Genomic DNA, 14,465 nt, shown 5'->3' with positions numbered 1-14,465 from the left:
ACAGAGGTGGAAGTACAGTAATGTATGGAGCTGACTGTTACTAATCGGTCGAGGGCTTATCCAGGCGGCAAGGGTTTGTTTTGGAAAAGATGTTGACAATGTGTAGTTTTGAAGGTATGGGAAATGCCTTCATTTACAGAAGATTTGAAGAGTACATAAGAATATTCAGTACATAAGATAAAGAGGCTTCGAAGCTGTTTCGGAGCCTTTTCTTTTATTTTTTCTTGCGGCAGTTCGCCGCAGCGATCCCAAATCAAAATTAAAACAGAATCATGAATTCCTGCCTTTTTCTTGTCTCTGAAGGAGTGTTGGTGGTATAATATACCCAGAGTCTATTCGATTTCATTGAGAGGAGGAAAAAGAAATGACACACACAGAGACTGGAGGCAGCCCTGAAGGGAGAATGGCTGGATATGCCTTGTTTCACATTTTGGAGCCCGCACTGCAGTCTGGAAGAGAGTAATGCGAAGGATCTGGCTTATTATACGATCGCATTTCAGGAGGCGTATCAGTTTGATTTTATAAAGATTATTGAATCCGGTATGTATATTCCGGAGGCATTCGGGCAGGTGATTCCTCCAAATGTGACACCCAGCATGCAGTCCTGGCAGAGCGTGGAAAAATGGAGGATCAATCATGGGAAGGAATGGCTGCAGCTTCGTCCATTAAAAGTTGAGGATAGTCCTGTTTTTATACGTGAGATGGAGGCAGGTGCTACCGGTCTTTTCTTTGGTATGCAGAATGGTCTGAATCTGAAACTAGGGTATGAAGGCTATAGGAAATATGAATGGGCAAGCTCAGCACGTATTCTGGATGCAATCAAAGATAAATGTAAATTTCGCATGGTTCATTTGTGCAACGGAGACGGAGAGGCCATCGACTGGGCTCTGGATCTTCCCTGTGATGCTTTTAACTGGGCGGATCAGCAGGACAACATGCCTTCTCTCGGTGAGGTTCGCGCAAAAACGGATAAGGTTCTGATAGGAGGAATCAAACACAACGGTGGAAAGAGTCTTGACCGTACAACGGCTTATTTACATGCGCCCAATGACTTTTCCGGTGCATGCCGAGCGGATGTCAAGGCTGTTATGAAGAAGAGAGTGGAAGATGCAATTGAACAGGCAGGTAACAAGCTGGTTATCTGCGGCGGATGCGGAGTAGATATGGATGCCAGAAGAAGGTTTCCCGTATTCCAGGAAGTGATGGATGAAATTGCGGAGGAACGTGCGGCAGGACGCAAATAGAAGCACACAGGCTGGAGCAGACATTCGTTTCCGGCTTGAACATAGGAAAGGAAAACGGAAACGTGGAAATGAAGTCGAAACAGAAATGGAAAGAGCTTATTGAAGAGAATGACTATATTCTCGTCGGTGTCGGCGAAGAGTGGGAATCCGATGAAATGGGGGAAGAACTTTCCGAGGCATATGAAAGGCTTGCCGGTATGCTGGCAGGAACTGACTATTTTGTGGTGACGACGGCCATGGACGGATGGATATGGAAAACGGATCTGGATAAAAACAGGATCGTCGCACCATGTGGAAACCGAAATTTCCTTCAGTGCAGCGCTGCCTGCTGCGAGGAAATATGGAGAAGGGAGGATGCGCCGGAGGGGGGACAATGTCCCAGGTGCGGCGCTTCCCTTGTACCCAATACGGTGGAGGAAAAACCTTATGTGGAAGCAGGGTATCTCCCTCAGTGGAAGGCTTACATGACATGGCTTCAGAGGAGTCTGAACAGAAAGCTTCTGCTTTTGGAGCTGGGAGTCGGGTTCCGGACACCGACAGTGATCCGATGGCCTTTTGAAAAGACTGCTTATCTCAATCAGAAGTCCACGTTTTACCGGGTCCATGAGAAACTTTTCCAGCTTCCGGATAATCTGGACGGGCGGGGCAATGCAGTAGCCAAAAACAGCGTGGAGTGGCTTTGCAGCCTGTGAAGAGTTTCGGAAAAAGGTGATTTTTCTTAAGAAAATCCGCCAATTCTTCTATTGTATGACACAGGTAACTGTGATAAAATGTCCAGAGAAGTAGTGAGCCGTGCGGAGGGACGTGACAGGATGATAGCGATTATTGATTACGATGCAGGCAATCTGAAAAGTGTGGAAAAGGCATTGGTTTCTCTGGGAGAGAAGCCGATCATAACCAGAAGCCGGGAAGAGATACTGGCTTCGGACAAAGTAATTCTTCCAGGAGTCGGGAGCTTCGGGGATGCGATGGAAAAGCTTCATCAATATGAGTTGGTTGATGTGATCCGCGAGGTGACAGACAGAAAGACTCCGTTTCTCGGAATCTGTCTCGGACTGCAGCTGCTTTTTTCCGGCAGCGCCGAATCTCCCGGTGTTCCGGGGCTTGGGATTCTGCCGGGAGAGATTCTCCGTATTCCGGATGCACCGGGACTTAAAATTCCGCATATTGGATGGAATTCTCTCGATATAAAGGAAGGAACCCGTTTATTTCAGGGAATCGAAAACGGTTCCTATGTATATTTTGTTCATTCCTACTATTTAAAGGCATCGGATGATGGGATTGTAGCTGCGACGACGGAGTACAGTACCTGTATTCATGCCTCTGTGGAAAAGGACAATGTGTTTGCCTGTCAGTTCCATCCGGAAAAGAGCAGCGACGTAGGACTTCGGATCCTTAAAAATTTTGCCGAGCTTTCATAAAAGACAGGAGGGACAGCATGTTTACGAAACGGATTATTCCCTGTCTGGACGTCCATGGCGGACGGGTGGTAAAGGGCGTAAATTTTGTTAATCTGAGAGATGCAGGAGATCCGGTGGAGATTGCAGCAGCCTATGATAAGGCTGGGGCAGATGAGGTGGTCTTTCTCGATATAACGGCATCGTCGGATGCCAGAAATACAGTGGTCGATATGGTGCGCCGGGTGGCGGAAAAGGTCTTTATCCCGTTCACGGTCGGGGGAGGAATCCGGACCGTGGAGGATTTCAAGGTCCTTCTCAGAGAGGGAGCAGACAAAATATCCATCAATTCTTCGGCGATCAACAATCCATGCCTGATTTCACAGGCGGCCGATAAATTCGGAAGCCAGTGTGTGGTGGTGGCTATCGATGCAAAACGGCGGCCGGATGGATCCGGGTGGAATATTTATAAAAACGGCGGCCGTATTGATGTGGGAATTGACGCCATTGAATGGGCTATGAGAGTCGAGAAGCTGGGAGCGGGAGAAATCCTTCTTACCAGCATGGACTGCGACGGTACCAAGGCCGGTTACGATAATGAACTGACAGCCATGGTGGCGGAACATGTATCCATTCCGGTCATTGCTTCCGGCGGCGCAGGAACAAAGGAGCATTTTTACGATGTTCTCACAAAGGGAAAAGCAGATGCGGCACTGGCGGCATCTCTCTTCCATTATAAAGAACTGGAGATCCGGGAGCTTAAGCAGTATTTATCCGGCAGAGGTCTGCCTGTGCGGCTGTAAGCGTCGGATTGGTACGCAAGATAAGAAGGTGAAACTGTATGGCAGCCATTTCCAATGATTGGCTGGAGCCGCTTTCGGCGGAATTTAAAAAACCATATTATGCCAGGTTATATAAGACGGTAAAAGAAGAATATAATACCAGACAGATATTTCCTGAGTCAAAGGATATTTTTTCAGCCTTTGAGCTGACACCCTTCCACAAGGTCAAGGTGGTGATCCTTGGTCAGGATCCCTACCACAATGTGGGGCAGGCCCATGGCTTGTGTTTTTCTGTGAAACCGGGAGTGGAGATCCCGCCGTCACTGGTCAATATTTATCAGGAGCTTCATGATGATCTGGGCTGTTATATTCCGAACAATGGATATCTGACCAAATGGGCAAAGCAGGGAGTCTTGCTTCTCAATACGGTGCTGACTGTCCGGGCCCATGCAGCAAATTCCCACAGGGGGATCGGTTGGGAGGAATTTACGGATGCGGCTATCAAGGCCCTGAATGAACTGGATCATCCCATCGTGTTTATTTTGTGGGGGCGTCCTGCACAGAATAAAAAGGCAATGCTGACAAATCCGAATCATCTGATTCTGGAGGCTCCGCATCCCAGTCCTCTGTCTGCCTATCGGGGATTTTTCGGGAGCCGCCCGTTCAGCAAGGCAAATGAGTTTTTGAAGGCCCATGGGGTTGAGCCCATTGACTGGCAGATTGAAAATATCGGGGAGGAAGTATGAACTTTTTGGAATTTCTCAAAGTGGTTATTTTTGGTATTGTTGAGGGAATCACCGAGTGGCTTCCCATCAGCAGTACAGGACATATGATTATTCTGGAGGATCTGCTCCCCCTATCTGTTACGGAAGAGTTCATGGAAATGTTCCGGGTGGTGATCCAGCTGGGCGCTATCCTTGCAGTATGCCTTCTCTTTTTCCATAAGCTGAATCCTTTTTCACCCAAAAAGAATACAAGACAGAAAAAGCAGACCTGGAGGCTGTGGGGGAAGGTTCTGGTGGGCTGCATTCCTGCAGGGATTCTGGGGGTTCTGTTCAATGACTGGTTTGACGAGCATTTTTACAACAGCTATGTGGTAGCTGCAACCCTGATCATTTACGGCATTCTGTTTATTCTTTTGGAGAGACGGAATAAACGTCATTATTTTTCTGTGGAGCGGCTTTCCCAGCTCACCTATCAGGATGCGCTGATCATTGGTGCTTTTCAGGTGCTTTCTCTGATACCGGGAACTTCCCGTTCCGGCTCAACCATATTGGGAGCTATGCTCATCGGAATATCCAGGCCGGTTGCGGCGGAATTTTCCTTCTTTATGTCTATTCCGGTCATGTTTGGGGCCAGTTTCTTAAAACTTATCAAGTTTGGCTTCCATTATACCGGCACTGAGGTCGCAGTGCTTCTGGTGGGAATGATCACTGCTTTCATTGTCTCGGTGCTTGCCATTCGGTTCCTGATGGGATATATCCGAAAGAGGGATTTCACGGCATTTGGTATTTACAGAATCGTGCTTGGTGTCCTGGTGGTTGCATATTTTATGATCAAATAGGAATTGCTGTTTACGCAGGCAGATCGGAAGAGAAGCTCATATGATTATGTGATTAACAGATTTATTGATACAAGAAATGAGGAAGATGATTATGTCAGAACGAAACAGAACCGGCGCAGGCCGGGGCAGAAATGAATATGGAAGTATCGGGAGCGCTCCCAGAGGACGCAGTCGCAGGCGTAAAGGCATCCTGGGATTATTATCCGCTCTGGGGCCGATTCTGTATTTCCCCATGATGATTTTTTATCTGGAGTTTTTTTTCCATATTTACATGGGGGAGGGCATCCGCTATCTGCCGGTTTGGCTGTTTTTCTCGGTGTCCATGGGATTTTTCCTGTCCCTTTTTGCAATCAATTTCAGCTTCCGGGCCAACAGGATCATTACCTATGTGATCACGATTCTGTTCAGTCTGATTTATACTGTGGAAATGATGACAAAGAAGATACTGGCCACCTATTACCAGCTGTTCAGCATTGCCAGTACAGCGGCGGGCAATAAACTGACCGATTATATGAGTGCCATTATCAAAGGCATTTTTGGAAACATTTTTGGTATTCTTTTAATGTTCCTGCCGGTGATCTTTATTTTTGTTATCGGAAGAAATTTTTATAATTTTAAGAGAAAATGGATCGGTCTTTCCGGTGTTGTGGCCGGAGCCTTTGTGGTGACTCACCTGCTTGCCCTTCTGATGATTCAACTGCCATGGAAGGGAGATTACACACCGAAGGTGCTGTATGCTACCGATACCAATGTGGATGATCAGGTGCAGCAGCTGGGAATTACCACCATGCTCAGGCTGGATCTGAAGCATTCTCTGTTTGGTGTAAAGTCAAACCGGGACGATGATTTTACCAATCCTACCTTCGCGGCTGAAAGTAAACCGGATTCAGGAGAAAGCGGAGCAGACGGCGGAAATGGTACTGGTGAGAGCGCCAATGTGCCTGTGGCTACGGGCAACGATCTTTTGTTTACCAATACGGATACGTCGCCGAATGTGATGAATGTGGATCTGGAAGGGCTGGCGGCCAACGCGCCCAATGATGATGTGGAATGGCTCTGTAAGTATTTCAATAGCCAGACACCCACCAATAAAAACAAGTATACAGGAGCATTTAAAGGCTACAATGTGATCTTTATCACCGCAGAAGGTCTGACCGGTTATGGAATCAGCGAGGAACTGACGCCGACACTGTGGAAGCTGTCTCATGAAGGCTTTGTGTTCAATAATTTCTATACGGCCCTCCACTATACCAGCACTTCCGGTGGAGAGTGCCAGAATATGTTGGGACTTTATCCGAAAAACGGCGGCAGTGTCATTATGCAGGAAAGCGGAAACAAGGAAACCAACTGGTATTTCAGTCTGGCACAGCAGCTGAACCGGGAAGGATATGCATCCATTGGGTTCCATGCAAATGGAAATATGTATAATCGGCTGGCTTCTCACACCAATATGGGGTATAAATGGGTTCAGCAGGGTACCGGCTTTGAGATGGAGAAGAATGCCAATGGAAAAGAAATCTGGCCCCAGTCGGATCTTTATTGCATGGAACAGACTGTTGATCAGTTCATTAACAGTGAACAGCCCTTTAACGTGTATTATCTGACCATCAGCGGCCATATGCCCTATGAGTTTGCAAGCAATGCCATTGGAACAAAGAATAAGGATCTGGTAAATAGACCGGAGTATTCGGAGGCTGCTCAGGGATATCTGGGAACCTGTGTTGAGCTGGACAAGGCTCTGGAATATCTGATCCAGCGGCTGGAGCAGGCCGGTATTGCTGACAAGACTCTTCTGGTACTGGCGCCGGATCACATTCCTTATTTTGATGTGGCGGCCATGGAGGAAATGTCCGGAAAAACCTTTTCTTCCGGTGATACTAAGGCGTTGGCTGACAGTTTAAAGGAGAATATGATCACCGACTATAATTTGTATAAGAATACTCTTATTATGTGGACAGCCAGCATGGAGGAGCCGGTTCAGGTGGATAAGGTTTGCTGCCAGGTGGATATTCTTCCGACTATTTCCAATCTGCTGGGTCTTGAGTATGATTCCAGAATGCTTTCCGGTATGGACATCCTGTCGGATTCAGCAGGTCTGGTAGCTTTTAATTCAGGAAGCTGGCTCAGTGATGCAGGGTATTATGACAGGTATACGCAGACCTTTACTCCGGCATCCGGCGTGACAATGACAGCACAGGAGCAGGAAGATTATGTGGCGGCTATGAAAAAGGTGGCTGCAAATCGCCGTGAGATATCGGGTATCTGTCTGGATGATGACGCATATGAATACATCTTCCCCGGAACCAAGAACAGTTCCAGTCTGAACTGACAAAAGGCGGGAGAGTCAATATTACAAAAGAATGAAACCTATGAAAACTGCCGCAGAAGCATGACTTCAGCGGCGGTTTTTGGGCTGTATCAAACAGGGTGGGAAATGCGATGAAGAAAACATATGAAATCGATATGTGTAACGGGCCGCTTTTAGGAAAAATCCTGCGGTTTGCCATACCGTTAATCTTGTCCGGCATGCTCCAGCTTCTTTTCAATGCAGCGGACGTGATTGTTGTGGGACGTTATGCAGGAAACAACGCGCTGGCGGCGGTTGGATCTACGGCGGCACTGATCAATTTGCTTGTAAATCTGTTTATGGGGATTTCAATTGGGACGAACGTGCTGGTGGCACGTTATTACGGTTCCAGGAGTGAGCGGGATATTTATGAGACGGTACATACTACCATTCTCATGGCACTTACCTGCGGCATTGTGCTGACTGTGCTGGGAGTGGCAGTGGCAAGGCCCATTCTGACTCTGATGGATACTCCGGCGGAGGTGCTTCCCCATTCGGTTCTTTATATGCGGATCTATTTTCTGGGAATGCCGGCCTTCGTGACCTATAATTTCGGAGCAGCCATTTTGAGGGCAGTGGGGGACACCAGAAGACCGTTGTATTTTTTATCGGCAGCCGGTGTCATCAATGTGCTTTTCAATCTGATGTTTGTGGTCGTATTTCAGATGGGCGTGGCGGGTGTTGCCATTGCCACGGTGATCTCCCAGGTCCTTTCTGCTGTTCTGGTGCTCCGTTGTCTGATGAAAAGCGAAGGCGTCTATCAGGTTCGGCTGAGGGAGCTTCATATCTATAAGGACAAGCTGATCGATATGCTGAAGATCGGCCTTCCGGCAGGGCTGCAGGGGGCGCTGTTTAATATTTCCAATATGACAGTCCAGTCATCAGTCAATTCCTTCGGCCCTGTTGCCATGGCGGGAAATACCGCTGCAAACAACATTGACGGATTTCTGACGGTCTCGGTCAATGCGGTCCAGCAGACAGCCTTAAGCTTTATCGGTCAGAATATGGGGGCAAAGAAATACAAGCGGGTGGATAAGGTTCTGCTGGAATGTCTGGTGACGGCGGTGGCAGTGGGGCTTTTGCTGGGAACCGGTTCCTATCTTCTTGGAAATCAGCTTCTTCATATCTACTCACCTGATGAAGAGGTGGTTCGCTATGGTCTCCTCCGCATGAGCTTTATCTGTGCGCCATATGCCATCGCCGGCATTATGGATGTACTGGCGGGCAGTCTGAGAGGAATGGGGGCGTCTCTGACACCCATGCTGGTTGCTCTGACAGGAATCTGTCTGTTCCGTATTGTGTGGGTATTCACGGTGTTCCAGGCAAACAGAAGTCTGGCTACCCTTTACGCTTCCTATCCCATATCCTGGACCCTGACCGGAAGCGCCCATGCAGTCTGTTATTTTATAATGAGAAAAAAGAAATTCAGAGAATAATAGAAAGGCAGCTTCCGTGTTTTTCTGACATAACAGTTGACTGTGTCAGGAAAACGGAGGCTGCCTGTTTTGGTTCTATGACCTTTTTATTGGACTTTGGCATCCTGGCCCGTCTGGGCCTTTTTTAAGTTTTTCTGGGCGGTTGCCAGCATCAGCTTGATTCGGTTCAGCTGATTGACTTCGCTGGCACCGGGGTCGTAATCGACCGCGATAATGTTGGAATCCGGATACTGGCGTCTCAGTTCCTTGATGACTCCCTTGCCGACCACATGGTTGGGAAGGCATCCGAAGGGCTGGGTACATACGATGTTGTTGGTTCCTGATTGAATGAGCTCCAGCATCTCGCCGGTCAAAAACCAGCCTTCACCGGTCTGGTTGCCCAAGGATACAAAGGGATCTGCCAGCCTGGCAAGACTTTCGATCTTCGCCTGGGGAAGGAAATGACGGCTTGCATTTAATTCCTCCCGAGCAGTTTTCCGGAAATATTCCAGAAGGGAAATTCCTATGTTGCAAAGGCGGGCAGTTGATTTTTTAAAACCAAGGTTTTTGGCTTTAAAGTTGGTGTTGTAAAAACAGTACAGAAGAAAGTCCATCAGATCCGGCATAACGGCTTCGGCACCTTCAGATTCCAGAAGTTCCACCAGATTATTGTTGGCAAGAGGAGAGAATTTTACAAGGATCTCTCCCACAATGCCGACTCTGGGCTTCTTCATATCCTCATGGATGGGCAGATTGTCGAAGTCCTGAATGATGGCCCGGACATTCTTTTTGAATTTTCCCATGGAGACACGGGAGGCGGTCAGATCTTCGATGCACTTCTTTTCCCACTTTTCATGAAGCTCATTGGCGGAGCCGGGAACCAGCTCATAGGGACGCATCCGATAGAGCACGCGCATAAATACGTCTCCATAAACGACCGCCTGCATGGCTTTTATAAGAAGAGGCAGAGAGAAGGAGAAGCCGGAATTGGATTCCAGTCCCTGGGCACTCAAAGAGATGACAGGGATCTGAGGCATACCGGCCCGTTCCAGAGCACGGCGGATAAAGCCGATGTAATTGGAGGCACGGCAGCCGCCGCCTGTCTGGCTCATAAATACGGCAGTTTTATTGAGATCATATTTTCCGGAGAGCAGAGCTTCCATGATCTGGCCCACTACGATCAGAGAAGGATAGCAGGCATCATTATTGACATATTTTAATCCCACATCCACAGCGGATTTTGTGTGGTTCTGCAGAACCTCTACATGGTAGCCGCAGGAGGAGATGGCCGGTCCCAGCATATTAAAATGAATGGGACTCATCTGAGGGCAGAGGATGGTATAATCCTTCCGCATTTCTTTTGTAAATTCCACCCGGTTGTAAGCCGACGATACGATTTTTCGTTGAATATGGCGTTCATCCCGGACACGGAGTGCTGAGATCAGAGAGCGGATACGGATTCTGGCGGCTCCAAGATTGCTGACCTCATCGATCTTTAATACGGTATAAATTTTTCCGGAGCCGGTCAGAATATCGTTCACCTGGTCGGTGGTAACGGCATCCAGTCCGCAGCCAAAGGAATTTAACTGGATCAGATCCAGATTCTCTCTCGTTTTGACAAAATTTGCCGCCCGATACAGTCTGGAATGGTACATCCACTGATCCATGACAATGAGGGGACGTTCCACCTGTCCAAGGTGGGAGACGGAGTCCTCAGTCAGCACAGCGATCCCATAGGAGGTAATAAGCTCCGGAATGCCGTGGTTGATCTCCGGATCCACATGGTAAGGACGTCCTGCCAGAACAATGCCTCTCCGGCCGGTTTCATCCAGATATTTTAAGGTTTCCTCACCCTTCTGTTTGATGTCCTCCCTGGAAGCGAGGAGCTCTGCCCAGGCTTTCTTTGCTGCAGCGCGGATTTCCCCGGCGGCAGGCCAGTTATCTGAAAGGGAAGGGTTTTCTTCCCGTTCCTCTGCAAAAGCCTCCACCAGACGCTTCTCCAGGATCTCTTCATTGGTGAATGCGAGGAAGGGATTCATAAAGTGAATACCCAGCTCTGAGATCTCCTCCACGTTATTCTTGATATTTTCCGCATAGGAGGTGACAATGGGGCAGTTGTAATGATTCTGGGCATCGGGAGTCTCGTTCCGTTCATAGGGAATACAGGGATAGAAAATAAATTGCACACCCTGGCGGATCAGCCAGCTGACATGACCGTGGGCCAGTTTGGCCGGATAGCATTCCGATTCACTGGGAATGGACTCGATCCCCAGTTCATAGATCTTTTTGGAGGACTGGGGAGACAGGATCACCTGATAGCCCAGCTCTTTAAAGAAGGTGGCCCAGAAGGGGAAATCCTCATACATGTTGAGGACACGGGGAATTCCGACAGTACCCCGGGGAGCCAGATCCGGTGTCAGAGATTCATAATCGAAGACCCTTTTATATTTATACTCAAACAGATTCGGAATATTATCCTTATTTTTTTGCTTGCCCAGACCTCTCTCACATCGGTTGCCGGATACAAACTGACGGCCGCCGGAGAACCGGTTGATGGTCAGAAGGCAGCTGTTAGTGCAACCCTTGCAGTGAGCCATCCTGGTATCAAAGGTCAGATTCAGGATCTTTTCGATAGGAAGCATGGTCGTCTCTTTGCCTGGAGTATAGCGTTCTCTGGCAATGAGGGCTGCGCCGAAGGCACCCATGATCCCGGCAATGTCGGGTCGGACGGCCTCACAGCCGGCGATCCGTTCAAAGCTTCTGAGAACGGCATCGTTGTAGAAGGTGCCGCCCTGTACAACAACACGCCTGCCCAGATCGCTGGCACTGGTGATCTTGATCACCTTGAACAGTGCATTTTTAATGACTGAGTAGGCCAGACCGGCAGAAATGTCAGATACCTGTGCGCCTTCCTTCTGGGCCTGTTTCACATTGGAATTCATGAATACCGTACAGCGGGTACCAAGATCAATGGGATTTTTGGCAAAGAGAGCCTCCCGGGCAAAATCCTGGACGCTGTAATTCAGGGATTTGGCGAAGGTCTCAATGAAGGATCCGCAGCCGGAGGAACAGGCCTCGTTGAGAAGCACACTGTCCACGGTCTGATTCTTGATCTTGATGCACTTCATGTCCTGGCCGCCGATATCCAGAATGCAGTCCACCTCCGGATCGAAGAAGGAGGCAGCGTAGTAATGGGATACGGTTTCCACCTCGCCCTCGTCCAGCATCAGAGCAGCCTTAATCAGTGCTTCTCCGTAGCCGGTGGAACAGGAATACCGGATGGAAGCACTGGGAGGAAGCAGTTCACTGATCTCCTTCATGGCACGGATCGTGGTCTTTAAGGGACTTCCGTTGTTGTTGGAATAGAAGGAATAGAGGAGAGAACCATCCTCGCCTACCAGAGCCACCTTGGTGGTAGTGGAACCTGCGTCAATGCCGAGGAAACAATCCCCTTCATATGTATTGAGATCGGCAGTGGCAACACTGTGCCGGCTGTGCCGCTCTAAAAATTCGTTGTATTCCCGCTGGTCACGGAACAGCGGCTCCAGACGCTTCACCTCAAATTCCATTCGAACCCCATGCTCCAGCCTGTTGCAGAGCTCCGTAAGAGAGGTATGGATCTCTTCCTTCGGGTTCATGGCTGCACCGATGGCGGCAAACAGATGCGAATGCTCCGGTGCAATGATGGCGTCACCGGTCAGTCTGAGAGTACGGATGAAAGCAGCCTTCAATTCGGAAAGGAAATGAAGGGGGCCGCCGAGAAAGGCCACATTGCCCCGAATGGGCTTACCACATGCCAGACCGGAGATGGTCTGGTTGACGACTGCCTGGAAAATGGAAGCTGCCAGGTCCTCTTTTGTGGCACCTTCGTTGATGAGAGGCTGAATGTCGGATTTGGCAAAGACACCGCAGCGGGCCGCAATGGGATAAATGGCCTTGTAATGCTTCGCATATTCATTCAGGCCGCTGGCATCGGTCTGTAAAAGAGATGCCATCTGGTCAATGAAGGAACCGGTACCGCCGGCACAGATGCCGTTCATTCTCTGGTCGATGCCGTTAGTGAAATAGATGATCTTTGCGTCCTCACCACCCAGCTCAATGGCCACGTCCGTGTGGGGGGCGTAATCCTGCAGGGAGGTGGCGACGGCCACAACCTCCTGGACGAAGGGAACCTCCAGATGCCTGGAAATGGTGAGACCGCCGGATCCGGTGATGACCGGGCAGACTTCCATGGGACCCAGGGCCTCGAGGCCCTGCCTCAGGAGGGAGGCAAGCGTTTCCTGTATGTTGGCGTAATGCCGCTCGTAGGCGGAAAAAAGCACATGATTTTCGGAATCCAGAATGGCAGCCTTGACGGTAGTGGAGCCGATATCGATTCCAAGGGTATTGAATTTTGCCATAATAACACCTTTTTCTACAAAATCAATAAAGTTCTCAAGCTGTCTTTATATAATCTTAATACTGACAAAGACAGTAAACCATTTGCTATTATAGTATGTTCCCATGAGAAAAGCAAGAATAGGAGGGGTGAAAATAATGTTAAAAAATGATGAAAAATGTTAAATATATGGAACAGCATTTCATAGGTTTGACAAACGAAGGGTTTCTTCCTATAATAAAAAAGACACGTTTTGATTTCTGAAAACAGAAGGATTGGAGCTTTGAATATGAACTGGATGAACAAGCTGGAGCGGAAGTTCGGCAGATATGCCATCCGAAATCTGATGTTTTATATCATGATCCTTTATGGAGTCGGTTTCGTGATCATGAATGTAAATCCGCTTTTTTATTATCAGTATCTGTCTCTCGATGCCAGTATGATCCTGAAGGGACAGGTGTGGAGAATTTTTACCTTCCTGATATACCCTCCGGCGGGAGATATCCTGTATTTTGTCATTGCCATGTGGCTTTATTATTCCCTGGGGACGACTCTGGAGCGGGTCTGGGGAAGCTTTCGGTTTAATCTGTATTTTATGATCGGTGTACTGGGGCATATTCTGGCAGCTATCCTGATCTATCTGATTTTTGGTCAGGTGTTTCTGCTCGGGACCTCTTATCTGAACTGGTCCCTGTTCTTTGCATTTGCAGCCACATTCCCGGATATGCAGTTTCTGCTGTTTTTCATTATTCCGATCAAGGCGAAATGGCTGGGAATTCTGAACGGGATTTATTTTATTTATGAATTGATCGTAGGAAGCTGGGCGACCAGGACGGCTATTATTTTGTCGGTGGCCAATTTCCTGATCTTCTTTCTGGCAGGCAGGAACATGAACCGGGTAAATCCCAAGGAGATCAAGCGAAAGGCTGTGTACCGGCAGCAGGTCAATGCAGCGAAGGCTGACGAAAAGCATCCCCGGCACCGCTGTGCGGTCTGCGGCAGGACCGAGTTTGACGACGAAAATCTGGAGTTTCGTTTCTGCTCCAAGTGTGAGGGCACCTATGAGTATTGTCAGGATCATCTGTATACCCACAAGCATGTGACTTCGGAGCAGCATCAGCAGCCTTAAAGCGCAAATGGAAAGTTAGTGAGCAGCGCGGCGAATACATTGTATGATTAAGGACAGTTACTTGAGTACAAACATTGTCAGTCAGGAAAGGGGCTGTAAAATAAGTCCCTGATTAAGAAGCGCCAACTCCGGCAAATGTCGGTTTTGGCGTTTCTTTGTATGAATTTTTCTATTTCTGAGCAAGTCTGCATCTTTTGGTATAAAAAATG

10 protein-coding genes are annotated in these 14,465 nt (G+C 48.5%); 9 read left to right on the top strand and 1 reads right to left on the bottom strand.

Features of this window, described 5'->3' with window-relative positions; translation table 11 throughout:
• The first annotated feature begins 413 nt into the window (after positions 1–413).
• From QJ036_RS13870 to QJ036_RS13835, 8 genes are all read left to right on the top strand, one after another.
• A complete protein-coding gene (locus tag QJ036_RS13870) occupies positions 414–1,244 on the top strand; it encodes a uroporphyrinogen decarboxylase/cobalamine-independent methonine synthase family protein (RefSeq protein ID WP_283231942.1) in 831 nt (276 codons plus the stop codon).
• Between the two features lie 68 nt (positions 1,245–1,312).
• Positions 1,313–1,936: a hypothetical protein gene (locus tag QJ036_RS13865; protein WP_416388552.1), complete on the top strand. Its 624-nt coding sequence runs from the start codon at positions 1,313–1,315 to the stop codon at positions 1,934–1,936.
• A gap of 120 nt (positions 1,937–2,056) precedes the next feature.
• Positions 2,057–2,665, top strand: a complete 609-nt coding sequence (hisH, locus tag QJ036_RS13860) for an imidazole glycerol phosphate synthase subunit HisH (protein WP_283231943.1) — start codon at positions 2,057–2,059, stop codon at positions 2,663–2,665.
• A gap of 17 nt (positions 2,666–2,682) precedes the next feature.
• Entirely contained in the window at positions 2,683–3,444 is a 762-nt protein-coding gene (gene hisF / locus QJ036_RS13855) for an imidazole glycerol phosphate synthase subunit HisF (protein ID WP_283231940.1), read from the top strand.
• Positions 3,445–3,482: 38 nt separating this feature from the next.
• Positions 3,483–4,169, top strand: coding sequence for a uracil-DNA glycosylase (locus QJ036_RS13850; RefSeq protein ID WP_283231939.1), 687 nt, complete (start codon positions 3,483–3,485; stop codon positions 4,167–4,169).
• On the top strand, positions 4,166–4,987 hold the full coding sequence (locus tag QJ036_RS13845; protein WP_283231938.1) for an undecaprenyl-diphosphate phosphatase: 822 nt from the start codon (positions 4,166–4,168) through the stop codon (positions 4,985–4,987). Before QJ036_RS13850 ends, QJ036_RS13845 begins: the two co-directional genes overlap by 4 nt.
• A gap of 91 nt (positions 4,988–5,078) precedes the next feature.
• Positions 5,079–7,316: an LTA synthase family protein gene (locus QJ036_RS13840; RefSeq protein ID WP_283231937.1), complete on the top strand. Its 2,238-nt coding sequence runs from the start codon at positions 5,079–5,081 to the stop codon at positions 7,314–7,316.
• Positions 7,317–7,426: 110 nt separating this feature from the next.
• Entirely contained in the window at positions 7,427–8,770 is a 1,344-nt protein-coding gene (locus QJ036_RS13835) for an MATE family efflux transporter (RefSeq protein ID WP_283231936.1), read from the top strand.
• An 86-nt stretch (positions 8,771–8,856) separates the two neighbouring features.
• On the opposite strand, the gene QJ036_RS13830 is transcribed toward QJ036_RS13835, so the two are convergent.
• The gene (locus tag QJ036_RS13830) at positions 8,857–13,149 is read right to left on the bottom strand and encodes a 2-hydroxyacyl-CoA dehydratase (RefSeq protein ID WP_283231935.1); all 4,293 of its coding nucleotides are present in this window, start codon (positions 13,147–13,149) and stop codon (positions 8,857–8,859) included.
• 267 nt (positions 13,150–13,416) lie between these two features.
• Between QJ036_RS13830 and QJ036_RS13825 the strand changes: the two genes are divergently transcribed.
• Positions 13,417–14,256 (top strand): rhomboid family intramembrane serine protease, encoded by an 840-nt coding sequence (locus tag QJ036_RS13825; protein WP_283231934.1) that lies wholly within the window; start codon positions 13,417–13,419, stop codon positions 14,254–14,256.
• Positions 14,257–14,465 lie beyond the last annotated feature (209 nt).

The organism is Fusibacillus kribbianus, from assembly GCF_030053595.1.
GTDB classification, from domain to species: Bacteria; Bacillota; Clostridia; order Lachnospirales; family Lachnospiraceae; genus Lientehia; species Lientehia kribbiana.
The sequence above is the reverse complement of the archived record's forward strand: the minus strand, read 5'-3'. Positions and strand labels throughout refer to the sequence as shown.